Annotated in this window: 29 protein-coding genes; 4 read left to right on the top strand and 25 right to left on the bottom strand. The window is 35.9% G+C overall.

Going from position 1 to position 25960, the window contains the following annotated elements:
• Positions 1 to 50: 50 nt before the first annotated feature.
• From atpA to BGO88_RS07540, 14 genes are all read right to left on the bottom strand, one after another.
• Positions 51 to 1628, bottom strand: a complete 1578-nt coding sequence (gene atpA, locus BGO88_RS07605; protein ID WP_056067208.1) for a F0F1 ATP synthase subunit alpha — start codon at positions 1626 to 1628, stop codon at positions 51 to 53.
• Positions 1629 to 1665: 37 nt separating this feature from the next.
• The gene (atpH, locus tag BGO88_RS07600; protein WP_056067205.1) at positions 1666 to 2199 is read right to left on the bottom strand and encodes an ATP synthase F1 subunit delta; all 534 of its coding nucleotides are present in this window, start codon (positions 2197 to 2199) and stop codon (positions 1666 to 1668) included.
• 1 nt (position 2200) lies between these two features.
• Entirely contained in the window at positions 2201 to 2692 is a 492-nt protein-coding gene (locus tag BGO88_RS07595; RefSeq protein WP_056067204.1) for a F0F1 ATP synthase subunit B, read from the bottom strand.
• An 81-nt stretch (positions 2693 to 2773) separates the two neighbouring features.
• On the bottom strand, positions 2774 to 2974 hold the full coding sequence (gene atpE / locus BGO88_RS07590; protein WP_044401428.1) for an ATP synthase F0 subunit C: 201 nt from the start codon (positions 2972 to 2974) through the stop codon (positions 2774 to 2776).
• Between the two features lie 40 nt (positions 2975 to 3014).
• A complete protein-coding gene (gene atpB / locus BGO88_RS07585) occupies positions 3015 to 4163 on the bottom strand; it encodes a F0F1 ATP synthase subunit A (protein ID WP_371417528.1) in 1149 nt (382 codons plus the stop codon).
• 131 nt (positions 4164 to 4294) lie between these two features.
• Positions 4295 to 4678, bottom strand: coding sequence for a hypothetical protein (locus BGO88_RS07580; protein ID WP_056067202.1), 384 nt, complete (start codon positions 4676 to 4678; stop codon positions 4295 to 4297).
• On the bottom strand, positions 4678 to 4905 hold the full coding sequence (locus BGO88_RS07575) for an AtpZ/AtpI family protein (RefSeq protein WP_056067199.1): 228 nt from the start codon (positions 4903 to 4905) through the stop codon (positions 4678 to 4680). The genes BGO88_RS07580 and BGO88_RS07575 overlap by 1 nt, the downstream gene beginning before the upstream one ends.
• Positions 4871 to 5281, bottom strand: a complete 411-nt coding sequence (locus tag BGO88_RS07570) for a bactofilin family protein (RefSeq protein WP_056067197.1) — start codon at positions 5279 to 5281, stop codon at positions 4871 to 4873. The genes BGO88_RS07575 and BGO88_RS07570 overlap by 35 nt, the downstream gene beginning before the upstream one ends.
• A 3-nt stretch (positions 5282 to 5284) precedes the next feature.
• A complete protein-coding gene (porW, locus tag BGO88_RS07565) occupies positions 5285 to 7948 on the bottom strand; it encodes a type IX secretion system periplasmic lipoprotein PorW/SprE (RefSeq protein ID WP_286706487.1) in 2664 nt (887 codons plus the stop codon).
• A gap of 189 nt (positions 7949 to 8137) precedes the next feature.
• On the bottom strand, positions 8138 to 8833 hold the full coding sequence (locus BGO88_RS07560; protein WP_101470963.1) for an ABC transporter ATP-binding protein: 696 nt from the start codon (positions 8831 to 8833) through the stop codon (positions 8138 to 8140).
• 37 nt (positions 8834 to 8870) lie between these two features.
• Positions 8871 to 10343 (bottom strand): DUF5687 family protein, encoded by a 1473-nt coding sequence (locus BGO88_RS07555; protein WP_286706486.1) that lies wholly within the window; start codon positions 10341 to 10343, stop codon positions 8871 to 8873.
• A 54-nt stretch (positions 10344 to 10397) separates the two neighbouring features.
• On the bottom strand, positions 10398 to 11096 hold the full coding sequence (locus BGO88_RS07550) for a hypothetical protein (RefSeq protein ID WP_286706485.1): 699 nt from the start codon (positions 11094 to 11096) through the stop codon (positions 10398 to 10400).
• A 54-nt stretch (positions 11097 to 11150) separates the two neighbouring features.
• A complete protein-coding gene (locus BGO88_RS07545) occupies positions 11151 to 11819 on the bottom strand; it encodes a hypothetical protein (RefSeq protein WP_286706484.1) in 669 nt (222 codons plus the stop codon).
• Position 11820: 1 nt separating this feature from the next.
• Positions 11821 to 12156 (bottom strand): PadR family transcriptional regulator, encoded by a 336-nt coding sequence (locus BGO88_RS07540; RefSeq protein ID WP_056067185.1) that lies wholly within the window; start codon positions 12154 to 12156, stop codon positions 11821 to 11823.
• A gap of 124 nt (positions 12157 to 12280) precedes the next feature.
• On the opposite strand from BGO88_RS07540, the gene BGO88_RS07535 reads away from it, so the two are divergent.
• Positions 12281 to 13333 (top strand): ferredoxin--NADP reductase, encoded by a 1053-nt coding sequence (locus tag BGO88_RS07535; protein ID WP_273237647.1) that lies wholly within the window; start codon positions 12281 to 12283, stop codon positions 13331 to 13333.
• 50 nt (positions 13334 to 13383) lie between these two features.
• Here the strand turns inward: BGO88_RS07535 and BGO88_RS07530 are convergent, their stop codons facing one another.
• The 6 genes from BGO88_RS07530 to BGO88_RS07505 all read right to left on the bottom strand — a co-directional run bounded on the left by BGO88_RS07530 (position 13384) and on the right by BGO88_RS07505 (position 19509).
• The gene (locus BGO88_RS07530) at positions 13384 to 14400 is read right to left on the bottom strand and encodes a hypothetical protein (RefSeq protein WP_286706483.1); all 1017 of its coding nucleotides are present in this window, start codon (positions 14398 to 14400) and stop codon (positions 13384 to 13386) included.
• Complete coding sequence (locus tag BGO88_RS07525; RefSeq protein ID WP_286706482.1) at positions 14381 to 16015, bottom strand: flavin monoamine oxidase family protein; 1635 nt, start codon at positions 16013 to 16015, stop codon at positions 14381 to 14383. Before BGO88_RS07525 ends, BGO88_RS07530 begins: the two co-directional genes overlap by 20 nt.
• Entirely contained in the window at positions 15993 to 17510 is a 1518-nt protein-coding gene (locus BGO88_RS07520) for a polyamine aminopropyltransferase (protein ID WP_286706481.1), read from the bottom strand. The genes BGO88_RS07525 and BGO88_RS07520 overlap by 23 nt, the downstream gene beginning before the upstream one ends.
• The gene (locus BGO88_RS07515; protein WP_056067403.1) at positions 17503 to 17718 is read right to left on the bottom strand and encodes a DUF350 domain-containing protein; all 216 of its coding nucleotides are present in this window, start codon (positions 17716 to 17718) and stop codon (positions 17503 to 17505) included. The genes BGO88_RS07520 and BGO88_RS07515 overlap by 8 nt, the downstream gene beginning before the upstream one ends.
• A gap of 208 nt (positions 17719 to 17926) precedes the next feature.
• A complete protein-coding gene (locus tag BGO88_RS07510; RefSeq protein WP_286706480.1) occupies positions 17927 to 19147 on the bottom strand; it encodes a DUF4178 domain-containing protein in 1221 nt (406 codons plus the stop codon).
• A complete protein-coding gene (locus tag BGO88_RS07505; protein WP_286706479.1) occupies positions 19147 to 19509 on the bottom strand; it encodes an S-adenosylmethionine decarboxylase family protein in 363 nt (120 codons plus the stop codon). Before BGO88_RS07505 ends, BGO88_RS07510 begins: the two co-directional genes overlap by 1 nt.
• Positions 19510 to 19658: 149 nt before the next feature.
• Here BGO88_RS07505 and BGO88_RS07500 point away from each other — a divergent pair, with 149 nt between their 5' ends.
• Positions 19659 to 20558: a DUF4349 domain-containing protein gene (locus BGO88_RS07500; RefSeq protein ID WP_286706478.1), complete on the top strand. Its 900-nt coding sequence runs from the start codon at positions 19659 to 19661 to the stop codon at positions 20556 to 20558.
• Positions 20559 to 20568: 10 nt separating this feature from the next.
• On the opposite strand, the gene BGO88_RS07495 is transcribed toward BGO88_RS07500, so the two are convergent.
• Genes BGO88_RS07495 through BGO88_RS07485 form a run of 3 tightly spaced genes read right to left on the bottom strand, consistent with a single transcriptional unit; the run spans position 20569 to position 22480 of the window.
• Complete coding sequence (locus BGO88_RS07495; RefSeq protein ID WP_286706477.1) at positions 20569 to 21609, bottom strand: glycosyltransferase family 9 protein; 1041 nt, start codon at positions 21607 to 21609, stop codon at positions 20569 to 20571.
• Between the two features lie 55 nt (positions 21610 to 21664).
• On the bottom strand, positions 21665 to 21868 hold the full coding sequence (locus BGO88_RS07490; RefSeq protein ID WP_056067167.1) for a hypothetical protein: 204 nt from the start codon (positions 21866 to 21868) through the stop codon (positions 21665 to 21667).
• A 6-nt stretch (positions 21869 to 21874) separates the two neighbouring features.
• Complete coding sequence (locus tag BGO88_RS07485) at positions 21875 to 22480, bottom strand: DUF4254 domain-containing protein (protein WP_056067165.1); 606 nt, start codon at positions 22478 to 22480, stop codon at positions 21875 to 21877.
• 175 nt (positions 22481 to 22655) lie between these two features.
• Here BGO88_RS07485 and upp point away from each other — a divergent pair, with 175 nt between their 5' ends.
• Positions 22656 to 23309, top strand: coding sequence for a uracil phosphoribosyltransferase (gene upp, locus BGO88_RS07480; protein WP_056067163.1), 654 nt, complete (start codon positions 22656 to 22658; stop codon positions 23307 to 23309).
• On the opposite strand, the gene BGO88_RS07475 is transcribed toward upp, so the two are convergent.
• On the bottom strand, positions 23304 to 24233 hold the full coding sequence (locus BGO88_RS07475; protein WP_286706476.1) for a DUF6427 family protein: 930 nt from the start codon (positions 24231 to 24233) through the stop codon (positions 23304 to 23306). The two genes, upp and BGO88_RS07475, sit on opposite strands and share 6 nt — an antisense overlap.
• Before the next feature lie 115 nt (positions 24234 to 24348).
• Here BGO88_RS07475 and BGO88_RS07470 point away from each other — a divergent pair, with 115 nt between their 5' ends.
• Positions 24349 to 24579, top strand: coding sequence for a DUF6341 family protein (locus BGO88_RS07470; protein ID WP_286706475.1), 231 nt, complete (start codon positions 24349 to 24351; stop codon positions 24577 to 24579).
• 57 nt (positions 24580 to 24636) lie between these two features.
• On the opposite strand, the gene purD is transcribed toward BGO88_RS07470, so the two are convergent.
• Positions 24637 to 25908 carry a phosphoribosylamine--glycine ligase gene (gene purD / locus BGO88_RS07465; RefSeq protein WP_286706474.1) on the bottom strand — a complete coding sequence of 424 codons (1272 nt, stop codon included), beginning with the start codon at positions 25906 to 25908 and terminating at the stop codon, positions 24637 to 24639.
• Between the last annotated feature and the right edge of the window lie 52 nt (positions 25909 to 25960).

The following is a 25960-nucleotide window of genomic DNA, read 5'->3' as shown; positions in this document are numbered from 1 at the left end:
AACCCATCTATCTGGCTTTCTACTTTTGTCTTTAAGACATTTGACTATTTTTAGTTATATTTCGCTGATACTTCTTTAGCTACATTCTCGATAACATCAGTAATCTTGTCATCAAGTTTTCCAGCTTTCAAAGCATCAAGAGTATCTCTATGTTTGTTGTTCATGAATTCCAGGAAGTCTTTCTCGAATTCTTTTACTTTATCAACAGGAACGTTTCTCAATAAGTTTTTAGAACCCGCATAGATAATAGCAACCTGATCTTCAACAGTGTAAGGATCGTTCAAACCTTGTTTCAGGATTTCAACGTTTCTCTTACCTTTTTCAATTACGTTTAATGTAACGGCATCCAAATCTGAACCGAATTTAGCGAACGCTTCCAATTCACGGAATTGTGCCTGATCCAGCTTCAAGGTACCAGCTACTTTTTTCATCGATTTGATTTGTGCGTTACCTCCAACACGAGATACAGAGATACCAACGTTAATCGCAGGACGAACTCCAGAGTTGAACAAATCAGACTCCAAGAAAATTTGCCCGTCTGTAATCGAAATTACGTTTGTTGGAATATAGGCAGAAACGTCACCCGCTTGTGTTTCAATGATTGGCAAAGCTGTCAATGAACCACCACCTTTTACGATTGGCTTCAATGAATCTGGCAAATCGTTCATGTTTTTAGCGATGTCATCATTATTGATAACCTTACAAGCTCTTTCTAACAATCTGGAGTGAAGGTAGAAAACGTCTCCAGGATAAGCCTCACGTCCTGGTGGTCTTCTCAAAAGAAGGGAAACCTCACGGTAAGCTACTGCCTGCTTAGACAAATCATCATAAACAATCAATGCCGGACGTCCAGAATCTCTGAAGTACTCACCAATAGCTGCACCTGCGAAAGGAGCATAAACCTGCATCGGAGCCGGGTCAGAAGCGTTAGCAGCAACAATGATTGTATAAGCCATTGCTCCTTTTTCTTCTAATGTTTTTGCAATTCCTGCTACAGTCGAAGCTTTTTGTCCGATTGCAACATATATACAGAATACAGGCTGACCTGCATCATAAAATTCTTTTTGGTTCAGGATGGTATCGATACAAACGGTAGATTTACCAGTCTGACGGTCACCAATTACAAGCTCTCTTTGTCCACGTCCAACCGGAATCATCGCATCGATAGCTTTTACACCTGTTTGTAATGGTTCAGTTACAGGCTGACGGAAGATAACTCCAGGAGCTTTTCTTTCCAATGGCATTTCATATAGTGTTCCGCCAATAGGTCCTTTACCATCGATTGGCTGACCTAGAGTGTTTACTACACGTCCTACCATTTCTTCACCTACTTTAAGCGAAGCAATACGTTGTGTTCTTTTTGCTGTAGAACCTTCTTTGATTCCTGTTGATGGTCCTAAAAGAACGACACCCACATTATCTTCTTCCAAGTTCAAAACGATACCTTCCATACCGTTATCAAATTCTACAAGCTCACCGTATTGAACATTTGAAAGCCCGTACACACGAGCAATACCATCTCCAACTTGAAGTACTGTTCCAACTTCTTCCAGCGTAGCACCAGATTCAAAACCTGATAATTGCTTTTTTAATATTGCTGAAATTTCAGCAGGTTTGATTTCCGCCATTTTGTTTTATAATTTATACACTTTTCGTGTGGTAAAACTAATTACTAAACTCTCTTTTTAAAACTTGTAATCTGTTGGCAATTGAAGCATTGTATTGCTTATCGCCTATTCTTAAAATAAATCCTCCAATGATAGATGGATCTACTATATTTTGAATTGTAATTTTCTTATCTGAAAATTCTTTGATTTTCTCAGAAACTTTTGCTTCCAAAGCTGAATCCATTGGAATGGCTGTAGTTACTTTAGCCACTTCAAGTCCGTTCATTTCATCAAACTGAATTTTGTACTGTGACGCAACATCAGCAAGAATTTCAAATCTTTTGTTTTCGAATAGCAAGTGGAAAAGACTTTTAGTCACTCCGTTTACATTTGCGAAAACTTCTGTCAGGGCAGCTTCTTTAACACCAACTCCAATAGTAGGATTAAGGATGAAGGTATTAAGCTCTTCATTACCTTCTATTGTTGATGCAATTGAAGCCATATCATTATAGACATCCTGCGCTGCTCCATTGGTTAGCGCCGAATCTAAAATTGCTTTTGCGTATCGGATTGCTGCTCTAGTTCCTGACATATTAGTTCAATTTTACGTCACCTAACATTTTCTCAACCAATTTGGTTTGAGCTTCTTTGTTAGACAATTCGTCTTTCAATAATTTTTCAGCAATTTCAAGAGACAATGATGAAACCTGAGATTTCAATTCAGCCATAGCTGCATTCTTCTCCGCTTCGATAGCAGTTTTTGCCTGCTCAATCATTCTTTCTCCCTGAATTTGTGCTTCGTGTTTAGAATCTGCAATCATTTTGTCTCTCATTTCACGAGCTTCTTTCAATAAAGCATCACGCTCCATACGAGCTTCGTGTAAGATACGCTCATTGTCTGCAGTAAGGTTTTGCATTTCCTTACGCGCTGCTTCAGCAGATGCCAATGCGTTGTTGATTGATTCCTCACGTCCTTTTACAGCTCCTAAAATAGGCTTCCAAGCGAATTTTCTTAAAAGAATAAAGAAAACTATGAAGATAATTGTTGTCCAAAAAACTAAACTCTCTGGTGCAGTAAAATTCATAAACTTATATATTTAATTTGTTTGTCGTTTTTAAAAAACTTCCTGAAACCAACCGTTTCAGGAAGTTTTGTTTACTTTAAATTACTTTGCAATTAATGCAACAACTACTGCGAAAAGAGCAACACCTTCGATAAGTGCAGCTGCGATAATCATAGCAGTTTGAATTTTTGAAGTAGCTTCTGGCTGACGAGCAATAGCATCCATTGCAGATCCACCAATTTTTCCAATACCAATACCTGCACCAATTGCAGCTAATCCAGCACCGATTCCAGCTAATACCATAGTAATAAATTTATATAGTTAATAATTAATAAAACTCAAATTAATGGTGGTCGTGCTCTTCAACAGCCTGACCGATAAACAATGCCGACAACAATGTGAAAACATAAGCCTGCAATGCAGCAACCAACATTTCAAGGACACTCATGAACAATACGAATGCACCGGAAACCGGAGAAATCGCAACTGTTTTAAAGATGAATATCAATGAAACCAAACTTAAAATGATAATGTGACCCGCAGTAATGTTCGCAAATAAACGAATCATCAAGGCGAAAGGTTTTGTAAGCATACCGATGATTTCAATAGGAACCATGATTGGGTATAATGCTTTTGGAACCGGAGGAAGCAAAATGTGTTTCCAGTAATATTTGTTTCCGCTTAGCGTAGTTACTATAAAAGTAATTAATGCCATTACGAAAGTAAAGAATATGTTTCCTGTCAAGTTTGAGCTGAATGGGAAGAATGGAATCAAACCGATAAGGTTGTTAATCCAGATAAAGAAGAATATCGTTAAAAGATATGGCATGTATTTCGCATATTTTTTGTGACCGATATTTGGAATAGCAATGTCGTCTCTCACGAAAGTAACCAACGGCTCCAGGAAACCTGCCAGTCCTTTAGGCGCCATCTTGTTTTTCTTGTAAGAACGTGCTACAGCAGAGAACAACAAGAAAAGTACGATAGCCGACATTAGCATCGAGAAAACGTTTTTAGTGATTGAGAAATCCAAAGGTCTTGCTTCAAAGTTAAAAGCACCTTTGTCTTCTTCTGTCAGTTTTTCAAATTTATCTGCGTAAAAAATCACTTCATTATAACGAACGAATTCCTGTCCGTTTGCAGACACTACGTGATGTCCTGTATTATCATGGTGAAATTCTTTTGAAGAAAAAATCGTCAGTCCATTGTTTGTCCATAAAATAACAGGAAGGCTGAACGAAATTGGATGGCCATTCCAATCTGCAATGTGGAAATCGTGCGAATCTCCAATGTGTGAGTTAATCAACTCACTTGCATTAAACTCTTTCTCCTCATGGGCATTTAATTCTTTGTGGCTTCCGTGTACCGGATTTGCCGCTTCCGTTTTAACATAAATACTGTCAACCGTTGTACTGCCGAAGCTTGCTAAGGGAATACACGCTAAAAAAGCAGCCAGAATGAATTGGAGTGGTTTATTTGAAATTACCATTATTAAATTGTGTATCTAATTTTACGTTTCAAAAATTTTTGCAAAGGTACATATTTAATTCATACTTGAAAATATATCAATATAATTTTTAGTTATTTGGCTTTTGAATAATAATTCTTTAATATTCAAAGGAATTAGCGATTGTTTATTAAACGAATTGCAAAAAAAGTTTCAAAAAAAAGGAATAGGAAATATGGGATAAAAAAGGCAGTGACATCGATTATCGGGTCATTTACGTCAGCCTTTATTAATGGGATAAGAAAAACTACAGCCGCCATCATCTTGATAACACTCCCCGCAAGGAATGCAAAACCGGTCTTATCAAAAAAATTTTTGTTTACAAAAAGAAGAAAAAGATAGATTAGCAGGGTCGCTGCGATATGGAAAGTATAGATGCTCCATACCTGATAAAAAAATGCCATATCCGGAAATAGTTTTTCCGTGATAAAATATTGCGCAATAAAAAGGATTACTGAAAAAGGAATAAAATACTTTAAAAAAGCGAAGAGCCTGTGCATTATTTTTTGTTTAGATTTTTTACCTGCCGGATTACATTATATAGTGCTATAAAAACAGACAAAAGCGACAGAACAATTGTCCAGGTTGAAGAGTTATTTGAATATTTTTCGTCAAGCCACATGCCCAGATAGGTAAACGCAAAAATGATAATTCCCATCTGGAAGGGAATATTCATCAATGCTGCCCATTTGCTAAGCGATTTTTTCTTCTGGTCGTTGTTTTCCATCACCCGGATTTAAGTTTTTCACATTGGCCTTCATCGTACAGGAAGCACTAAATTCTGCTCCTGGTTCAACAGACAGCTTTCCTACGATAACTTCTCCGTAGATTTTTGCTTTGGCTTTTACGTTCAGGATTTCCATGACTTCAATCTTGCCGTCAAATTTTCCTTCTATGTCGGCATTTCTGCAAATAATATCTCCAATTACTTTTCCTGCCGGGCCAATGACAATTTTTCCTTTTGACTGGAAATTTCCTATGAGCTCACCGTCAAGACGGAAATCGGCCTGGGAAATGATGTCGCCTTTTATTATGGTTCCTTCAACAATCCTGTTGGTTTTTCCTAAAAGGTCTGTGTAGGATTTGGGATTCTTATCAAACATCTTTTACGGTTTTTTGATTGTTAGGTAATCGGCAAGATTTTTCTTTATCTGAACAACTTTATAATTTTCATTGGATATGATTATTGGGTTGTCAGGAATCTTATAGTCTTTGTAATCTTTTAGGATTGAGGCAATGTCTTTTGCATTCTCTTCTGTCTTGATTCCGTGAATTGTAACAAAACTCTCATTTGCGGTATAGACGTCAAAAGACATGGACAGTTTGTCTACTGTTCTTTCCGAAACAAATTTCTTTATTTTATCCTGAAGTACTTTTGTGTTTTTCTCATCCGGATTTGGTCCTACCTTATATAGTATTTTCCAGCTTATCGGAATTTCTTTGTCAAAAGCTATGGCTTCCATTTGCGGAATATTAGTTGCCAAAAGACTTTCTGCTTCTTTTCCTTCTTTACTGTTTGGGTAATTCAAAGCTACATAGTTTAATGCACCTTTGTATTCTTCAAGCCCTTTCAGCTTTCCGGTTGTGTTGGCTTTAAGCAATTCTATTTTTGGTATGATATCTTCTCCTGCATACAGCTCAATAAGCGCTTCACTTTCTTTCATGACTGCCTGATATTGGCCTGCTTCGTAAAGTTTGAACAATTTGTTATAAGCAGCATCGGGCGTGTCATTGGCTTTTGTCAAATCTGAAGCAGATGTTTGTAAAATAGTGGCATAGCGGGATTCCGGATATTGCGACAGGATTCTCTGTCTCATTGCTTCTGCCTTCTGCTTGTCTGTTACTTCATAAATTTTGAAAAGATTGTACATTGATGGTAAAATCAATCTTTCTTCCGGGTCATTTTGCAATAATTTTTCGAGTCTGCCTGTCGCTAGCTCGTATCTCTTGAATTTGTCCTTATAAATAAGACCCAATTGATAGTATGCAAAGTTTCTTTCTTTAGCAAGACTGTCGATTACTTTCTGGTCTGTAGGCAATTGCTTCAGATAATAATCTACCGTATATCTCACATCAATTTTGTCTTCCTTTTTAGTGTCGCCTTCTTCATTTGAGGCTACGCTGTCATCAGTAACATCATCGCCAAATCCAATCTTGGTTTTTCCTTGAGATAGTCTCCAGTTGTCTTTTAATGCTCTATTGCCCCATGTTTTACGGAATTCATTTTTTCCATAAGCAACAGTACTTGGATTATAGTAATAGAAGTTAGACGACGCAATTGAACTTCCTACTCCCGGAGGTGCCATGTTCATTTCATCTGCCAGGACTGCTGCCTCTCTGCTTTTACTGCCAAATTTTGCTGAACGCTTCATGGCTTCTTCATCATTTCCTTCCGAGTCTTTCATTAAAACAGCTGTTCCCGGTTGTCCATTATTTAACACTAAAGCTTTTTTGGCCTTCTCTTCATCTTCTTTTTTCAATCGAGCGATTACGTCTTCAAAAAAGCTTTTTTTACCATCGTCTGATAAAGAGACAACATGAAGTATGCTGTCATTTGTTTTAGCAATGGCTTCGTATTTGATAACGTCAACCAGATTTTCTCTTTTCTTTTTGATCGCTTTATATTCTCGGGTTCTGTTGTCCATACGAACCATAGTACTGTCATAGTATTGACCTGCAACAGAATATTTGGCATCATTGAAATAAATTTCTGCCAGATTTCTGTAATTGGAAGCAATTTGGTAATTGTCCTGAGAATTGGCCTTTAATGATTTATTGTAATATTTTTTAGCGATATTGTCTTTTTCGAGATTATCATAGAATAGTCCCATCTGGTGGTTGACTACATCCAGATAAGGTCTGTTTTCGCGGTCTTCCAATAAATCTTTGTATTTTTTTACAAAAGCCAACGTATCACCGGATTTGAAATCAAAATGTTGTGCCTGCTTGGCATGAGCCTGAATAACATAACGGCGAGGTGCTTTTCTTCTCATATCAATTACTGATTGGTAGGCAGCCATGGCACTGTCTGTCTTCTTCTCACTATCGTAAAGCTGCCCCAATATGAAATGGTATCTTGCTTTTTCCTCGTTTTCTCTGGTATATTCGATGGCCAGTTTTAGTCTTGATATAGCACTGTCTTTTTCTTCAATATTAAGGTAAGCCTGAGCCAGGGTTGCATTGGCATCAGCAAAAATCTGGTCTTTGAATTTTATTTCCTGCAAAAGCTTACGAAGGTTTTTTACCGCCAATGCATCATTTTCCATACGCATATTGGTTTTTTCTCTCCAGATTTTTGCTTCGTAAATCTTATCGCTGTTCGGATATTTATATAAGATATAGTTGAAAGCTTCTAAAGCCGGTACAAATCGCTGGTCATAATAACGTGCCTTTCCAAGCAAAAGGTGAGCTTCGTCAATTTGCGGGTTTTTTTCTCCACCTTCAATATACATGGAGTGTTTCTGGATGGCTTTATTGGCTTTGGTTTCTGCACGTTCAAAATTGGGATTCTTTTTATCACCCGGAAGCATCGTTTCCTGGGTTGGCTGCATCCTTTCTACCGGAAGAATTTCCCAAAAATTGTCCTTATATTGTGCTTTCAGTTCATTTATTCCGGCCTGAAGCGCAATATCGCCATTATACAAAATATTGTATTCTGTGCTGAGGGCGTGCATATTTCTGTTCACGAAGTTATTTTTCTTGGTAGAACAAGCTACCAAAAAGGCAAAAAGGCAAAACAGAATGACGTATTTAAGTATGTTGGTTTTCAATGTAAAAGCGTTTTATTCCTTAACTTTTAAAAATCGATTTTAGTATAATGACTGGTAAAAATACGTTTCTTTTTGATATAGGGAAAAAAATAGGTGATTTTTTGCTAATCCGAATAGCTGTGGCTCCTAAAACGACCTGACTTTATAGGTAAAAAAAAGGCTCCGTTTTACGGAGCCTCTATACTAAAACTAGACAGCGAAAAATCGTTCTAGTTCTTCTAATGTTTCAGATGATGTTTGTATGTCTTTTACTATTTCTCCTTTTTGCAGGGCAACAATCCTATTGGAGACCTCAACCGTGTGAAGCAGGTCATGGCTTGAAACCAGAACCGTAATTTCAGGATTGTCTGCTAATTCCTTGATTATTTTTTTAAGCCTGAACTGAGTTGTCGGGTCAAGATTTGCAAAAGGCTCATCCAATATGATAACTTTTGGATTCCCGATTAAAGTAGCAATAATCCCTACTTTTTTCTGGTTTCCTTTTGAGAAGTCACGAATGTATTTTTTGCTGTTCAGGATTTCCCCATTAAAAAATTCTTCATATTTCTGCAATAAGGCGTCAACATCAGCTTTATTTTGTCCGCGCAAATCACCAATAAAATAGAAATATTCTTCCGGAGTCAGGTAGCCAATCAGGAAGCTTTCATCTAAAAAAGAAGCCGTTAGTGATTTCCAGCTTTCGCTGTGGTCTACCCTAAAACCGTTATTGACTATTTCTCCGGTTGTAGGCTGTATCAAGTCAAGAAGCAAACTGAAAAAGGTTGTTTTTCCTGCTCCATTATTCCCTACTAATCCAAAACTTTCTCCTTGTTGTATTTCAAGGTGGTCTATTTTTAATACGGTTGTTCCGTTATATGTTTTTGAAAGATTTTTTGCTTGTATCATTTTTCGATTTTTATATCGTTAGACTTTGTTCTTTTGATTATGCTTTTTGCTTGTAGGCTTCCAGCGTTTTGTATTTTTCTGTCTTGTAGACTCTCTCAATCAGGTTAAAAACTTTGTTTTTTAGAGCAAAGCCAAGAATACCTGTCAGTGCAACGAGAGCCAGTCCTGTTGTTGGGTTAATCAGGTAATAACCCAATGCATAAATAATCATAGGTAATAACAGTTTTGGCAAAGAGATAAGCATGGTTTTTACATTAAATGCTTTCTTGTCACCAAAGGCACCTTTGCTGGAACCCAAATCAACCGGTGTTTTTGTATAGGCACCGCCCAACAATACCAAATGAGAGTTGACACCAATATTATAAATAGCTCCAACAACAATAACCAGGTATACTTCGAGTCCAAAATAAAGATAGAAAGAAGCAGCAACCGTTGAAACCGCCGTTGCAATAACAATCAGCCACCATTTTGAACTAAGGTATCCTTTATAAGGAATATTTTGCGTCATCATCAACGGATAATAAGCACTATCCCAACTTGGTACGAATTGACCAAAAGTGAATAAAAAACCACCTGTTACAAAAATTCCGGCAAACATGTGCATCATCGGATTGTCATAGGATTCTATTCCGCTTGCAAAGAAAAGCAGTCCGTAAAAAAGAAACAGGAGACTCATAAAGATTGTAGTCTTGGAACGCTTGTTACGCTTTATCAGGCGTATGTCATTTTTAAGAAATGTACCAATAGTTCCGAACTGGTTAAGCCAGGTATATTGTTCTGTTTTGGCTACGCTATGCTTTGATGAAAGTCCCGTATCCAAATGCAGATTCTTTTTAAAGAAATTAAAGGTAATTGCATACAAAGCAATCAGCAAAAATACTGGTATCAGGAAAATATACCTGGTATCAAATAATCCCTGATAGAAAACAGAAGTATAATTAGTTACATCAAACAAGTCATAGTACTGCATGGTTCCTAAAACCAGTACAAGTCCGATAAAGATTAAAAAAAGATAATCTTTATTGTTGAGCAATATATTAAGGAAGTTGTTGACATATACCAAAGCCATCAATCCAATGTGCCAAAGAATAACGCCCACAATGTCATATCCTTCCATAATCAGTACGATTGAAAAAGGCACGAAGAAAAAGCAGTGTACGAAATTAAAAAACGACAGTACCGTTTTGCCTAAAGCAAAATTTACGATGGTTGATTTCTTAATAGGCAGAGTGAGCAACGGCCGAATATTCATGACTGGAATTTTCTGCAGAAAAAGCCTCATTATTAAATCAAAAAGAAAATAATAAATCAAAAATTGATTGACGGTCACCAAAGGGTCAAGGTGCAACTCTTCTTTGATAAGATAAAACGCGCCAATTCCCATAAAAAGGAAAATCAGCGTGAAATAAATAGCCCCAAAAATCATTAATATTTTTAAGGCGAGATTGGTTCTGAATGAAGCGGAACGGAAAAAAGCCTTCCATTCCAGCATGAGAAATTTTTTAAACATAGTTTATGGTTGGGTTTTGAGAATTAGTAGTACAATCAATACAAACGTTACAGCTTATTTTGACATTTCATACTCCGGATAGACACTTCCCATTTCCAGTACGATTTTTGGGTACACGATTTTCCAGTGTACATATTGTAATAAGGCAAACAATACCAGTAGTATAGCACCAAAAATGGCTATTCCCCTATGCCATCCTTCTTCACCAATTGTTACTGATAAATTAATCAGTTGCATAGGCAAAAGCGTAATCGGATAGACATCAAAAGCATCAACCATTTGCTCAAAAAACCATTTTTTCCCTGTTTCCTTTTCTTTCAGCTTTTGAGCCTTGTGAATTTTACGGCTTTCTACGGTGAATACAATACCGATAACAGCTAAAATACTGAGGTAAAGGTATTGGGAGTCCTGTAGTTTTTCTGAAAGGAAATATAAAAAATACATCGATGAAACGGTCAGGATGATTTTAGGCAGCCTGAAAAATTCTTTATAGTGTTTCCAGATTATCCTGCTGTATTTTTTTGATAAAAACCGGCGCCGTTCATCCACAACATCCATAAATCCAAAAATTCCGAATTTTTTGAATTCCAGTTCCAGAGCTTCTTCAAAGGTTAGTTTTGGATTTTCTTTCCACCTGTCCTCAATGGAGTTTGCCAAATGGTCAACCAGTTCAGATTGCAGGTCATACCATTCTACAAAATGCTGGCGGGTGAATAGATAGAGTTGATTTATTTGCTGTTCGTTTAATTTCATAGAAACAGGAATTTATACTTCTGTCTTATTGTAATATGGTTCGTTTGGAGGCGATTAAGAATACTGCATTCTTTTTAACTCCTGAAAATGTGCTTTGTAGAAGATAAAGCTATAAACAGACAAAAGAAAATATAGTGACAAGATAAAAATCATGAAATAGCTGAAAAGTGGTGAAAAATTATTTCTTTCAAAACCATTGTTCATAAAATAGAGTTGTTGGAAAGTCACTAATACGCTGGCCATAAATTGCTGTTTATATAAAAATCCATATGATGTTTTTCTTTTTGATAATCGGATTTTAACATATCCTAGAGCCGACAGTAAAAAAGCAACACTATATAAAATTGTCACAATGCTAAAAAAGTCGACCAGATGGTTTTTCAAAAAAGAAGAAAATAACAGGAATCCGGAAGTTAAGACCATAGCACCCGTAAATACCAAAAGCAATTTCTTTCTATACATTTTAATGCATTTATTGAGCAAAATCTCTGGCATTTCCCAAAAATAACCAAACAACACACTAGATGATTTCTTGAATTTGGACTGCCATTTTTTTAATACTTCCGGGAAAGCTTCTTCAAAAGTTATAGTATGGATTATCATTTTTTCCTCTACTTCCGTAGCAATATGATCCAGGATTTCATATTTATAATCAACATAAACCACACCTAGTTTGTCTAAAACCGTTTCAATTATATGTATCTGATTTTTATCCAGTTTCATTTTAATAACTCAATTTAGGGTTAACGATGCTTTGCATATTTTTTATAAATTCTTCCAATTCGGCCAGGCGGTTTACGGTTTCGGTCTGTCCGTTTTCTGTCAGCTTATAATATTTCCGGAGACGATTGTCTACCTTTTCAATTTCAACATCTAACAAACCTTCAGCTTCGAGTTTATGCAATGCCGGATAAAGCGCGCCTTCTGTGATGTTCAGTTCGCCTTTGGTTATTTCTTTTACTTTCTGTGTGATTTCATAACCATACATACGTCCGTTTTCACCTAATAACTTCATTATTATGGTAGTAAGACTTCCTTTATATAATTGGGAGTTTTTCATTTTTCAAAATTAGTTCTCAAATATACATAAATTTCTTATGCATAAAATAGTTAGGTATTATTTTTTAAGCTTTTCTTATTTAAAAAAGCTTAGGGAATGCTTATTTTTGCATAAAATATACAGAATGTCTACATTTTATAAACTAACGATAAAAGAAGTCAGAAGAGAAACAAAAGATGCTGTTTCTGTACTTTTCAATGTTCCTTCAGAACTGAAACCCAACTATAATTTCATAGCTGGCCAATATATAAACCTGAAGCTGACATTAGATGGAAATGAAATCCGCCGCGCCTATTCTATCTGTTCATCCCCAGACAGCGGCGAATTACGCATTGCAATTAAGGCCGTTTCCAATGGTGCATTTTCCCAGTTTTCAAACAAACAGCTAAAAGCAGGAGATACGATTGAAGTAGGTTCTCCGGAAGGAAAATTTATTTTTGAACCGGATGCCAACAGGATTAAAAATTATGCTGCCTTTGTTGCCGGAAGTGGTATAACTCCAGTAATGTCTATTTTAAAAAGTGTTTTAGAAAAAGAACCACAAAGCACTTTTGTATTGGTTTATGGGAATAAATCTCCTGAAGAAACCATTTTTCACGAAGAGTTGCATAATCTTCAGCTTCAATACACCGGAAGATTCTTTGTGTATTATGTATTCAGTCAGGCCAAAGCAGAAAATGCATTGTTTGGCAGGATTGAGAAATCTGCCGTAAATTTTATACTGAAAAACAAACATGCTTCCGTTGAGTTTGACAAATTTTATTTGTGTGGTCCGGAAGAGATGATTAATACCGTAAACAATGTCCTGAAAGAAAATAATATCAAAGAAAAGGACATCAAATTTGAATTGTTTTCAGCTTCTACTAAAGAAAATAAAATTTCTGAATCATTAGAAGGCCATACTAAGGTTACAGTTTTAGTTGATGATGAAGAGACTACTTTTGATATGTCACAAAAGATGACACTACTTGATGCTGCACTAAAACAAGGAATCGACGCTCCGTATTCCTGTCAGGGAGGTATTTGCAGCAGTTGTATTGCAAGAATTGTTTCCGGAAGTGCAGAAATGAAAAAGAATTCAATCCTGACCGACAGAGAAATTGCGGAAGGATTAACATTAACCTGCCAGGCACATCCAACTTCTGCAGAAATTTATATTGATTTTGACGATGTTTAATCATCACATATAAAAACAACTAAGAGGCTTCGGCCTCTTTTTTATTTCTGCTATTTCCTGGATTTCCAAATATAACCGTCCAAAATATAATGCGTGAACTGTGGAACGGTTAGCAACGGAACTAAAAGAATCTGCCATTTTACAAGTGAATCTATACTTTCATTAAAACTAAAATGTTCATTCCACACCAGAACTTCCCAGAGATATTCTTCAGTAAAAGCAAACAAAAGAAGAATGCCGATATAAACCAAAATTCCTAAAAAACTGGAAAGTTTTGGTATCTGAAAAGAGTGGTGGTTGTTTCTTTGGTTGAAATAAATCAATGCCATATAAGGAATCCCGTGAGAAACTACATTGAGCAATGTGAATACCAAATCGTTGTTGAAATATACAATCCCAAAGTACCAGGACAGGATTGTTCCTGTAATAATAGCATTTTTAGGTATATTGAAATATTTTGTTTTTATAAAAAAGTACACTGTCCTTACAGCATAAAAACCCACGATGAGGAAATAGCACCGTGTGAAGAACTGCAGCAACAACGGATTTTGGTAAGAGAAAAATTCATCTTCAACAAACCAGGTAAACTTTCTGGAAGGATTCATAAACCAAAAAATCATAGGATAGCCTGTTGCCGTATAGATGAACAGGTTGTCTAAAAACACCGTCCATTTAGTCTTGATTTCATTGCGTGAATAAAGTCGCATGAATCCGTATTGCTGTCGGATAAAATGAAATACGGCTACATAAGCCAAAACCGCCCAAAAAGTTTTTGCTCCAAAAAGGAATAACAAAAATCCAACCAAAAAACAGAATAAAGGAAGAACAAGCAAAAGCTTTTTCCGTTTTACAAATTCTTCTTTTACAAAATACGTTTTAAATAAGGTGGCATAAACATGGGCCACATCAATAAATACGATTAAAAGCAACCATGTAAAAAAAGAATATTTTTCCTCGGCTTCCTTTAAAAAGTCCTGACATAAAAATACAATCCCCAACACAAAAAATTGCGGAAAAAGAATAAAAGGAATGTCAGTTTTGGGCTTATTAATCCAAGGCTGTTTCATTGAGCATCTTATTTACGGCATTAATCCCTTGATGGAAAGCTTCTTCAAAAATTGAGATTCCGGATAAATCACTATGAGCAAAAAAGATTTTATCTTCGATTGTGCGTGAAGCCTCGGCCCTGAAATTTCCAAATAAAAAACCCGGAACCGGACTAATCATTCCATGCCCTATTCGTTGGATATCAATTTCTTCTATACTATTTTCTATGTCCGGATGTGGTATTTTCAAATCACTTATGATCAATTCCTTCCAGTAACTTTCTGGTTTTGTCAGCAGTTCCTTTCTTGATTTCTTTAAATCAGCTGTTGAAAAACTATAATAATAAGTAATTACCTTTTTTTCCTGAATCTGTCCTAGTGATTCATGCTGATTGAAAATATACCCCAACCCTTTGGCTCCATAAATAACATTGTCCCAGCATAAAGGATAGCTGTTATTATCATCAAGGTCTTTAACTGTTAAGGTAGCCAGTAACCACGGAGCATAATGGAATTCTTTTGTAACGGTTTGCCTGCTAGCTAGCAGATAGCCATTGATAAATTGTGGCGTTGCAAAAATTACTTTTGAGGCAACAATTGCAACAGTTTCTTTTTTCAGGTCATCATAGGCATTGACAATTACATTTTCTCCTTTAATCCCTGCCTCATACACCAGATGGTTTGTAATAATCTTATCTTTCGAATATTCTTTGAGATGATTCATTAATCTGGCATTTCCTTCAGGCCATGTCAGAACGTTTTCCGTTTTTTCTTTTGTCGCATTGTGTTTTCGGGCAGCAAAATAGTGTATTCCGGCCCAAGCCGAAACAAATTCGATACCCAAGCCAAAATCATCACGACAGCAATAATTTACATATTGATACAGTTCTTCCGAAAGAAATTTATTTTGTACCAGCCATTCTTTCATAGAGATTTTATCCAAAAAATTGTGATGCCCATCTTTTGATATATTGGCGAGAGGAATATCAAAAATAAATCTTCCGTCTTCTCCTTTCTTATTTCGAAAATCCGACATGATTTCAAAAAACCTGTTAAACTCTTCTTCCGATGTTTTTGAAATCCCAAATTTTGGGACCAGACTTTCCTGCCAGGTATTTTTAATAAACAATCTTTCCTGCGGCATGAACGTAAGTTGTTCTTCATCAAAAACCGGGAAACCATCTTCGTGACCAACGATAATTTTTGATTCTTCTAAAAATCGCACCAATTCTTTGTCATGAATATTGGGCAAGGGTAAATAATGGGCTCCTAAAGGATATTTAGAATATTTATTTTCCCTGTTTCGTGAATTTCCACCGGCTTCAGTTTCTAATTCCAAAATCAGAAAATCTTCAATTCCTTTTTTCTTCAGTTGTCTGCCTGCAGAAAGTCCTGCAATTCCACCACCAATAATTAAATACGGAATTTCGATTGTCTTAGAAATTTTCGGAAAGTTTTTGGTTCGAAGCCTATGTCCTAAAATATGATTTGTTCCAGAAAGCCGGATGGCAAAATTGATTGCTTTTTCTTTGCAGGCTATCAAAAAAGAAGGAACAGATACCAAAATGATTCCTGCCGAAACGGATTTCAGAAATGACCGCCTGGATTTTGGATTATAGTTTTCCCCATTCTTCATCAAAATACCTCACTAAAATTTGATTGTCTAGTCTATTAATCTCTAAATCTTTTGCCTTCATGTCTTTCGGAAAAAAATTCAGTTTTTTATATTGGTAATCATAATATTTAAGCCCGCTGACTTTTCGGTTTACTTTGCTAAAGTCTGCCGTATTGTTATTGGAAGCAATGGTATAGCCCCATTCTCCAAAGGACGGGACGTAAACGTGATAGGAGTCTGCATTTGGAAAAACTTCATTTACGGTATTATTAATACACCAAAAAGACTTCGGTGCAAAATAAGGCGATGTTGTCTGGATTACGATTGCTGCTTCAGGAGCTACAATCTTCTTTAATGATTTATAAAAATTCAAGGAATACAGCTTTCCTAAGCTATAATTTGACGGGTCCGGAAAATCAATAATAATTACATCAAATTTATTATTTTCTTCTTTGACCCATAGAAAAGCATCTTTATTGACCACCTCTACTTTGGGATTAGTCAGTGAATTGTCATTGAATTTTGTTAAGATGGTGTTGGAAGCAAAAAGCTTCGTCATACCTTCATCTAAATCGACCAACGTAATCTTTTTGACTTCCTTATATTTTAGAATTTCTCTGACAGCAAGCCCGTCGCCGCCGCCTAAAACCAAAACATTTTCAATATTTTTTGCATTGGCCATGACAGGATGAACAAGGGCTTCATGATACCGGTATTCATCTGCTGAACTAAACTGCAAATTGTTGTTCAGGTATAATTTATAATCGTTTTTGGTATGGGTCAGTACAATTCTCTGATATGGGGTTGCTTTCGTAAAAATAATATTTTCACCATAGAGCTTTTGTTCGGAATATGACAAAATCTGGTCTGAAAAAAAGAAAGTCAAAAGCAGAATTATAAATGCAGAAATGGCTTTAAGCTTTAGCAATAAAGAATGCTTCAAGTCTTTTGATAAAAGAAAACACAAGATTATTGCTACCGAAACATTAATCATCCCAAAGAAAAGCGAGGTTTTCATGACTCCTAATTTTGGCACCAGAACCAATGGAAATAAAACAGACGCCAGCAATGCTCCGATATAATCGAATGTAAAAACATTTGAAACCAAATCACTGAATTTTACTTTTTCCTTGAGAATGTTCATCAAAAGCGGAATTTCCAAACCTACGAGACATCCGGTAACAAAAACCAGCAGATAGAGTATGAACTGGAAATAATCTACTTTTTCAAAAAGGATAAACAAAATAACAGAGCTCAATCCCCCAATAACACCAACCAGAATCTCTATTTCTACAAAGGTATTGAGTTGGTTTTTTTTGACAAATTTTGCAAAATAAGAGCCCACTCCCATAGAAAACAGGTAGACTCCAATTATAAATGAAAACTGCTTTACGGAATCACCAAGAAGATAGCTTGCCAGAGTTCCGGCAACCAGTTCATAAATCAATCCGCATGTCGCAATAATAAAAACGGCGAAAAGCAGCAGGTATTCAAACTTTAAAAAGTTTTTAGCCATGAATTGCAGCGCTAATAATGATTGAGATTCCAATAATGAAAGCCCCGAATACAATAGCTAAAGCTACATTTTTGTTATTGACAATTTCTTTCCATGTGTTTTCAGGGGTCATCTTTTCAAGTATCAGATAGCCAATAATCAAAACAAATATTCCTACTCCTGAAAAAATGAGCGAATTGATAATTCCTTTTACTAATATATGTTCCATATTTTTTGTTTTATTTATGGTAAAAACGGGTGACTCCAACGTGTCTGCTGTTATTATTTGAACTGTATTTTTCTGTTGATACGCAATCGCAAATCCGGTTTCCGGAAAAAGTAAAAAATAAAAAAAGTCCATAAACGAAAAGCCCCATCAGGACAGGCCATTTATTATCTTTAATAAAAACTTTTATTGTATTAATATCCATATTCTCCTAATTAAATGGTGAGAAATCACTACTACTCCATCGGGTGGTTTCAAAGCTTTTATTTGCAAAATAAATAATACCCAAAGCAATTCCCATAACCAATATCGAAATGAAGAAATTCCACATGGACGGACTTTTCCAAACTGCCTTGACTGTTATACGGTCATTTAATGTATCGTCTGGTTGCTTTTGAGGTGTAATAACCAAATGGTATTTTCCTTGTCCTACACCACAAATATTAAATTCTTCACTTCTGTCTCCTTCGCTCCAATTTTCGCCATCAGTATATCCATGATAATACTCAATATCCTGACTGGCAGATTCTTCCTCATTTGTATTTTCATTAACTAATGTGACTTGTGCATTAGCCCAGGAATTGTCTACCTCTGAATGTATTAACACAGTCAGCGGAGCGGAAGCCCCTTCTAAAATAAATGACTCCGAAACAAAGTCCTTATTATTATATTCTGTAAATGAAAAAGTTTTTGAAAACACTGCGGTTTCGCCCCTACTATTGTTCATGAACAGCTGTGTTAGTAAAATAAGAATGGCCGTACAGCAAAAAATAATCGCCACATTATAAAAATTAAAAAGGAAAGGCTGTACAGAACCTACACCAAATTTACCGGGTAGCTCCGGATTACCAAATGCTTTTTTTATTTCTCTTTTACTAAAATGCCTTCCAAAATAAGCCTTTTGTTCTTTTTCTAATTTTTCAATCGAAACGATATAGGGTGGCTTTATATATTCTATGATTTGTATTTCCGTTTGGGGTATTTCTTCATCAAAGAATCCGTATGCCGACTCAACTCTACAATGCGTATTTTCATATAAATCGTAGGAAACCTCATTATAGGTAAGCCTTTTATATTTTCTGGAAACATTGAATTTATCGGGAATTTCTTCAAGCAAGATCCAGTGCCCTTCTGATTCTGACAGGTATAAATAATGGTCGTCTTTTGATTTTAGCGTGTATTCCCTCCAATAATGAATGGCATGGAACTTTTTGACAAACATACTGATGATTTCATATTCTTTTCCATCAATAATGCCTCTTCTTCCTATATCCAGTATTGGATTTAACGGCTTGTGCTCAAATTCTTTCACGAGACTAAGTTCCTCCTTGATTTCAAACAAGCTCCTGCAATTAGGACAGCCAAAATATTTGACTTCGAAATTGCTTTCAATTGAGGTAGTTGTACCGCATTTTTTACAAGTTATATGCATTACCTATCTATTTCAACTTGTTTTAAAACTTCAGCTCCAAAAAAGGAAATGTATTCCTGTGCTAATTGCCTAACCTTTTCTGTATTGTCTTGTGAATAATTACACAGATAGATATCCAATGCCAAATTCTTATTTTCTGGCCAGGTGTGGATACAGATATGAGATTCCATGAGGCAAAAAGCAACCGTATAGCTTTTATTATCAAAAACATGTGAAGCTATACCGACTTTTTCAAGGTTATATTTTTCAAGTAATCCTTCTGTAAAATCTATAAATTGTTCTATCTGAACAAGTTTTTTACGATCTTCGACATGAAGCGTAAGTAATTGATGTAATCCGAGAGGATTTGCCTGAATAGCCATAAAAACAAATAGATTGTTACAAAAAGCCAAAATAGCAATATTTTCTATATGAAAGAAAAAACTACTAATTTTTTCATAAAATACATGTTGTCATCTGATTATCAAAGTCCTTTTTTAATTACATTTGATTAAAAATCAAACCTTTGAAAATGAAAAAAGTCATTTATCTTCTTCTTTTATCTGCTAGTTTTTTTTCTTGTAAACAGAACAAAGGACGGGAAGCTTATTCTGAAGAGGCTGCCGCAGAAACTGTTTCATCCCAAGATGCATCAATGGTTTCGTCTTCCGCTGCCGTTGTAGATAAAAATTCAACCCGGAAATTCATCCGCACGGCTGATTTGAGATTCAAGGTCAAAAATGTCGCAAAATCAACTTATGCTATTGAAAATACGGTTGCCAGATTTGGTGGTTTTGTAAGCTCGACGGAATTGAGAAGCAATATTATCAATACCTCAACAGCAAAGAAAAGTAACGACTCCTTAGTTGAAACTACTCGTTTTGTTGTGGAAAATAATATGATTATTCGCGTTCCTAATACACTATTGGATACTACTTTAAAAACAATCGCACGTCAAATCGACTATCTGGACTACCGGATTATAAAAGCTGATGATGTTTCTTTAAAATTATTGTCAAACGACCTTTCCCAAAAAAGAAATCAGGACAATCAAAAACGTGTTGAAGATGCTATCGCAAATCGCGGCAAAAAATTAGGTGAAACACTAGATGCCGAAGATAGGTTACATGAAAGTCAAACTCAATCTGACGAGGCCAAACTGTCTAATCTTTCGCTAAAAGACCAGGTAAATTTCAGTACGTTAAGCCTGTCTCTTTATCAAAGAGAGGAATTCAAAAAAGAAGTCATTGCGAATCCGGATAGTGAAGAATACAGAACCAGCATTGGTGTAAGGATTACGGATGGCCTGAAAACAGGGTGGCACATTTTGGAAGAAATTATTATTTTCTTCGTAAATATCTGGACCATTATCGTTCTTGGAATTATTATCTGGATTTTAATACGAAGAAGAAAGAAAAAGGCAAATCCTTAATTACGAAATCTTATCCTCTCAATTTGTCATTAATGGTAGTAATAACTTTTTCTACCGGAATGCTTCGCATGGCATCTTCATAGCCTTCTACTTTTTTATTGCCGTAAACAGAAGTAGGCAATAACGGATATTTTTCTCTATCGGAAGTGAGCGCTGAGCTTAGTTCCTGATTAAAAGGTAAAAATCCGGCGTAAGGATGTGTGGCTCCCCAAAGCGTAATTACCTTTATACCTAACATTGCGGCTATATGCGAATTGCCTGAATCCATTGAAAGCATTAGGTCGAGATTGGAAATTAGCTTTATTTCTTCTTCTAATTTTAGCCTGCCTGCAACCGTAATTACGTTTTCTTTCCCTTTCGCCAATTCCTTCAATATTTCTGTTTCCTTATTTCCTCCTCCAAATAAAAAGACTACATATTCCTGATTTTCAGAAAGCTTATCAATAACTTCCTGAATCATGTCCTGAGGATAAACTTTGGATTCATATTGCGCAAAAGGTGCTACTCCAATCCATTTTTTATTTTTTATTCCGGTAACATTTAAAATCTCCTGGGAAAGATTTGCTTTTTCAGGAAACACAGGATTTTCAAGATTGATTTCAAAACCCAGTTTTCTAAAAACTTCCTTATGTCTTTCAGTCATTGGCTTTAACGGTTTAAAAACCTTATTTTCCGCCCGGGTCAAAGCTTTTTTTCCAGCCCTGTCTTTGTCTACAAAGGCTGTTTTTTTTCCGGCCAATGCAAAAAGCGTACGCACTATTTTGGAACGCAGCACATTATGCAGGTCGGCTACAGCATCAATACCCAATTTCTTCAAATCTTTATACAGACGCAACAGCCCTAAAAAGCCTTTATGTCTTTCTTTCAGGTCGATAGCGAAAAAGTCAAGGTTGGGAATTCCGTCAAAAAAAGGCTTGAAAAAAGGGCGGGATACTACCGTTAGCCTTACATCCGGATATTGTGCAGCAAAGGCTCTCAATACAGGAACGGTCATTGCAACATCGCCCATCGCAGAAAGCCTAAAGACTAAAATGTGTTTGATTTTTGACATTGGTTATAAAATAAAAAAGACTTTTATGAATTTTTCTCAAAAAAGTCTTTCGTTATTATTTTTGTCTCATTCCGCTCAGGCCTTTTCGAATAAAGAAGACTCCAAACAAAGCAAGAACAATCAATTTTAATGGTTGGGATTGCTGTTCGGTTTCCAGAAAAAGCATTTCATATAAAACATATAGGAATGCTAAAAAAGTCAGTCCGTAAACAATCTTGAAAAATAACGGTTCCGAACTGATAAAATTCTTATCCGCCATTTGGTCTTATTTTTTGTTTTGGTACAAAACAGGGTTCAACTCATCATCATTATACATCTTCATCTGCTTATAGACCTTCATGAACTTATCTCCTTTTTCAATGTCTGTAAGCAAATCGTCAATAGCCGTAGACAAATCTGAACGCTGCTCCAAAAGTACATTCAATTTGGTCTGGCAAGCATTTCTATGCTCCTGAGTGGCATCTTCACGCGTAGCTTCTTCGTTCATGTGATAAATCTTCAACGCCAGGATTGACAATCTGTCAAATGCCCATGCCGGACTTTCAGAGTTTATCTTCGCATTGTCTTTTACTTTAACACCGCTGTATTTTTTCAGGAAATAACTGTCGATATATTCTACCATATCTGTTCTTTCCTGGTTTGAAGCATCAATTCTTCTTTTCAGTTTCAAAGCTGCAACAGGGTCAATGTTGGGGTCACGGATTATATCTTCTAAATGCCATTGCACTGTATCTATCCAGTTTTTCAAGTACAACAAATGTTCAAATGTGTCATTTGAATAAGGATTGTTGATTGGCTGATCTACATTATCATGTTTGTGATAATCCTTAATGCTCTGTTCGAATACGGAATAGGCTAGTTTTGAAAACATATTTTTACAATTAAAATACAAATATACTTTTTATACCTTTATGGCAGGGAAAAATTTTAGAAAGCAGACTTTAGTCTTTAGTCTTTAGACTTTAGACTTTAGATTTTAGATTTTAGATTTTAGAACTCTTAGCTTAGGAACTTAGTACCTCAAAAACTTAGAAACTTAAAAAAACATGCAAATACATTACTTATCAGAAGCCAACAGCGTTTTAAACCATTTCTTAGGACAAATCCGCAATGTAAACGTGCAGAAAGACAGTATGCGTTTTCGCAGAAATATTGAACGCATTGGTGAAATAATGTCGTATGAGCTCAGCAAAAATCTTCATTATAAGGATGTCGAAATCCAAACGCCTCTTGGTATTAAAAAAACCACTGAAATTCAGGATGATTTGGTTTTATGTTCCATATTGCGTGCCGGATTACCCCTGCATTTGGGTTTCCTGAATTATTTTGATAGTGCTGAAAACGGATTTGTTTCTGCCTACCGCCATCATTATAATAATGATGATTCTTTTGAAATCAAGGTAGAATATCAGGCTGTTCCAAGCATTGAAAACAAGAACCTTTTACTCATAGACCCAATGTTAGCTACAGGCCAATCTATGGTGGCTGTTTTTAATAAATTAATGGAAAAAGGAACCCCAAAAGAGGTCCATATTGCTGTGGTAATTGCCGTACCGGAAGGGATTTCCTATCTGCAGGAACATCTTCCCGATTATTGCCATCTTTGGGTAGCCACTCTTGATGAAAGGCTGAATGAGAAAAATTATATTGTTCCGGGTTTAGGAGATGCCGGCGACCTGGCCTATGGCAATAAGCTATAATTGCGAAAAAAACGTCAATAGACTACAGCCCACAATCACATAAATAAAAGTTTCTTTTAGCCAGTTGATTTGCATCGACTCAATATAATTGGTTGCCATGATAGCTACCGGAGCGAAAGTATATACCAGCAAGCTATTATTTTTATTGGAAGAAATCAGAAAAACGACAGCACCAAGACAAAACGCAACAATTATCTTTTTGTAAGAGGATTGCATGTTTAACGGTTTGTTTGGCAGTGTCAATGCCTGTGTTATAAAAAAGAAAGCCGCTGAAACCACATAAAGTGAAAGCGCAAAATTTTGATAGTTGTTGGTAAAGTAATTAAAATTAAAATCAATTAAGGCACTATCGACTACTGTCTCAATTAGGCTTCTGTCAAAAATCAGCGCATACATCAGAGTGATGATTCCAACTGCAAAAAAGGAAATAAATGGCAAGATCCAGTTTCTATAATCTCTGGAAACGTGGAAAAGAATCGATACGAAAACAATCAGGATAAACAGAATACTCCAGAAGTGAAAAATGGCCGCGATAAAAATCCAAAGCGAAGCATCAAATATTTTTTCTTTTGGTGTGAGTAGGGATTGCAATGAAATCAGCCTGCGTAGTGCCAAAAGTATAAAGAAGTTAGAAATAATCAGGTTTGCGTTGATTAATGTTGTTGGAAATAAAACCAGGAAAGAGAAGAAAAAAAGAAACGTATAGCTATTATCCTTACTTAATCCGTTCTTTTTGGTCACAAAATTTACAATAAAAAGAGACCCTACTAAAAGTAGCAGCAGGCCTATGCCGGACAGAACTCCTTCGGCAGAATCTACCCGTTCAGGAAATTTTTGAAGGTATAAAAAATAGCATACAACCAACAGCGTTGAAATAATTATATAATTTAACGGCCTAGATTTGCTAAAAATGCTTGTAATCATGAGGATATTTTATACTTTTGCAGTGTAAAGATACTACTTGTTCTAAAATGAACTATGATAAAGTTGATCTCTACAGAAATTTTAGAAGTTCATAAAATAAAACATAACAAACGATATGAAATCATTTTTCGAAGGAATACAATATTTATTCGTAGACATTTTATTCAAACCGCTTGATTTTTTCAGAGAATTAGAATTGGAAAACTGGTGGGCTGCCAACACACTGAACTGGATTTTTATGATTATCTGTGCTGTGGCAATTGTTTATTGGATTAAGCAATTAAAATTGCACAAAGCCAACAACGACGAGTTCCAGGATACTACAGCTCATTCTTTCTTAGAGTAGGCTATTCTAAATAAAACAAAAAACCGGGAATATATACTTCCCGGTTTTTTTTGTTGATTATAGGTCAAACCCGATATCTTTTCTGAAATACATATTATCAAAATTCAGTTTTCCAATATTATGATATGATTTTTGGATAGCTTCTTTAAAATTATCACCATAAGATGTCACTGCCAGCACTCTTCCTCCATTAGTCACTATCTGCCCATCTGCCATTTTGGTTCCGGCATGGAAAACAATAGAATCTGAAACGGATTCGATTCCGGAAATAACTTTCCCTTTTTCATAATCTTCCGGATAGCCGCCTGAAACGACCATTATGGTCGTCGCGCTTCGGGGATCTATTTCTAAAGTAGCCTGGTCTAATTTTTCATTGGCAACAGCTAAAAACAGTTCAACCAAATCTGACTTTAATCTTGGTATGACAACTTCAGTTTCCGGGTCGCCCATCCTAACGTTGTACTCAATAACCATTGGCTCATTCTTCACATTAATCAGCCCTATGAATATAAATCCTTTGTACTCTATTCCATCCTTTTGCAATCCGGCAATAGTTGGCTTTACGATTCGGCTTTCAATTTTTTCCAATAATACGGAATCGGCAAAAGGAACAGGTGAAACGGCTCCCATTCCTCCGGTATTCAAACCCGTATCGCCTTCTCCAATTCTTTTATAATCTTTAGCAGTTGGAAGTATCTTGTAGTTTTTGCCGTCCGTTAAAACAAAACAGCTCAATTCAATACCGTCTAAAAATTCTTCGATTACAACTTTGGAGCTTGCCTGACCAAATTTTTCACCAACAAGCATATTGGCTAATTCTGTTTTGGCTTCTTCCAAATCCTGAATAATCAGAACGCCTTTACCAGCTGCCAATCCATCTGCTTTCAAAACATAAGGAGGATCAAGTGTTTCGAGAAATCGCTGTCCTTTTTCTAAGGTTTCTTTAGTGAAACTTCCATAGGCAGCCGTAGGAATATTGTTCTTTACCAGAAATTCTTTTGCAAACTCCTTACTTCCTTCCAATTGTGCTCCAACTTTTGACGGACCAATCACGGGAATGTGCTTCAGGCTTTCGTCATTTTTGAAGAAATCATAAATTCCGGCGACCAAAGGGTCTTCCGGTCCTACAACAACCATGTCAATTTTTTCCTGAATAGCGAAGTTTTTTATGGCTGCAAAATCGGTTGGACTGATATTGATGTTTTTTGCAATTGTTTCTGTACCAGCATTTCCTGGTGCTACAAATAATTTTGAACATTTTGTGCTCTGCAATATTTTCCAGGCCAAAGCATGTTCTCTTCCGCCAGAACCTAATAATAAAATTGTCATTGTTGTGTTGTTGTTTAATTAAGTGCCAAAATTAATTGCTTTTGAAGATAAA

This window comes from Flavobacterium sp. 38-13 (genome assembly GCF_001899155.1).
GTDB lineage: Bacteria > Bacteroidota > Bacteroidia > Flavobacteriales > Flavobacteriaceae > Flavobacterium > Flavobacterium lindanitolerans.
Note: the sequence above shows the minus strand (reverse complement) of the source record. Positions and strands in the feature narration are given on the sequence as shown.

Bases quoted from the DNA above. Each gene is read 5' to 3' on its own strand.
- atpA (WP_056067208.1), bottom strand. From the start codon at position 1,628: ATGGCGGAAATCAAACCTGCTGAAATTTCAGCAATATTAAAAAAGCAA.
- BGO88_RS07535 (WP_273237647.1), top strand. From the start codon at position 12,281: ATGTCTACATTTTATAAACTAACGATAAAAGAAGTCAGAAGAGAAACA.
- purD (WP_286706474.1), bottom strand. From the start codon at position 25,908: ATGACAATTTTATTATTAGGTTCTGGCGGAAGAGAACATGCTTTGGCC.
- BGO88_RS07595 (WP_056067204.1), bottom strand. From the start codon at position 2,692: ATGAATTTTACTGCACCAGAGAGTTTAGTTTTTTGGACAACAATTATC.
- BGO88_RS07490 (WP_056067167.1), bottom strand. From the start codon at position 21,868: ATGGCGGATAAGAATTTTATCAGTTCGGAACCGTTATTTTTCAAGATT.
- atpH (WP_056067205.1), bottom strand. From the start codon at position 2,199: ATGTCAGGAACTAGAGCAGCAATCCGATACGCAAAAGCAATTTTAGAT.
- BGO88_RS07530 (WP_286706483.1), bottom strand. From the start codon at position 14,400: ATGAAACAGCCTTGGATTAATAAGCCCAAAACTGACATTCCTTTTATT.
- atpE (WP_044401428.1), bottom strand. From the start codon at position 2,974: ATGGTATTAGCTGGAATCGGTGCTGGATTAGCTGCAATTGGTGCAGGT.
- BGO88_RS07580 (WP_056067202.1), bottom strand. From the start codon at position 4,678: ATGCACAGGCTCTTCGCTTTTTTAAAGTATTTTATTCCTTTTTCAGTA.
- BGO88_RS07515 (WP_056067403.1), bottom strand. From the start codon at position 17,718: ATGGAACATATATTAGTAAAAGGAATTATCAATTCGCTCATTTTTTCA.
- BGO88_RS07500 (WP_286706478.1), top strand. From the start codon at position 19,659: ATGAAAAAAGTCATTTATCTTCTTCTTTTATCTGCTAGTTTTTTTTCT.
- BGO88_RS07525 (WP_286706482.1), bottom strand. From the start codon at position 16,015: ATGAAGAATGGGGAAAACTATAATCCAAAATCCAGGCGGTCATTTCTG.
- BGO88_RS07495 (WP_286706477.1), bottom strand. From the start codon at position 21,609: ATGTCAAAAATCAAACACATTTTAGTCTTTAGGCTTTCTGCGATGGGC.
- BGO88_RS07550 (WP_286706485.1), bottom strand. From the start codon at position 11,096: ATGAAATTAAACGAACAGCAAATAAATCAACTCTATCTATTCACCCGC.
- BGO88_RS07545 (WP_286706484.1), bottom strand. From the start codon at position 11,819: ATGAAACTGGATAAAAATCAGATACATATAATTGAAACGGTTTTAGAC.
- upp (WP_056067163.1), top strand. From the start codon at position 22,656: ATGCAAATACATTACTTATCAGAAGCCAACAGCGTTTTAAACCATTTC.
- BGO88_RS07485 (WP_056067165.1), bottom strand. From the start codon at position 22,480: ATGTTTTCAAAACTAGCCTATTCCGTATTCGAACAGAGCATTAAGGAT.
- BGO88_RS07540 (WP_056067185.1), bottom strand. From the start codon at position 12,156: ATGAAAAACTCCCAATTATATAAAGGAAGTCTTACTACCATAATAATG.
- BGO88_RS07555 (WP_286706486.1), bottom strand. From the start codon at position 10,343: ATGTTTAAAAAATTTCTCATGCTGGAATGGAAGGCTTTTTTCCGTTCC.
- BGO88_RS07570 (WP_056067197.1), bottom strand. From the start codon at position 5,281: ATGTTTGATAAGAATCCCAAATCCTACACAGACCTTTTAGGAAAAACC.
- BGO88_RS07505 (WP_286706479.1), bottom strand. From the start codon at position 19,509: ATGGCTATTCAGGCAAATCCTCTCGGATTACATCAATTACTTACGCTT.
- BGO88_RS07560 (WP_101470963.1), bottom strand. From the start codon at position 8,833: ATGATACAAGCAAAAAATCTTTCAAAAACATATAACGGAACAACCGTA.
- BGO88_RS07520 (WP_286706481.1), bottom strand. From the start codon at position 17,510: ATGGCTAAAAACTTTTTAAAGTTTGAATACCTGCTGCTTTTCGCCGTT.
- BGO88_RS07475 (WP_286706476.1), bottom strand. From the start codon at position 24,233: ATGATTACAAGCATTTTTAGCAAATCTAGGCCGTTAAATTATATAATT.
- BGO88_RS07575 (WP_056067199.1), bottom strand. From the start codon at position 4,905: ATGGAAAACAACGACCAGAAGAAAAAATCGCTTAGCAAATGGGCAGCA.
- BGO88_RS07510 (WP_286706480.1), bottom strand. From the start codon at position 19,147: ATGCATATAACTTGTAAAAAATGCGGTACAACTACCTCAATTGAAAGC.
- BGO88_RS07470 (WP_286706475.1), top strand. From the start codon at position 24,349: ATGAAATCATTTTTCGAAGGAATACAATATTTATTCGTAGACATTTTA.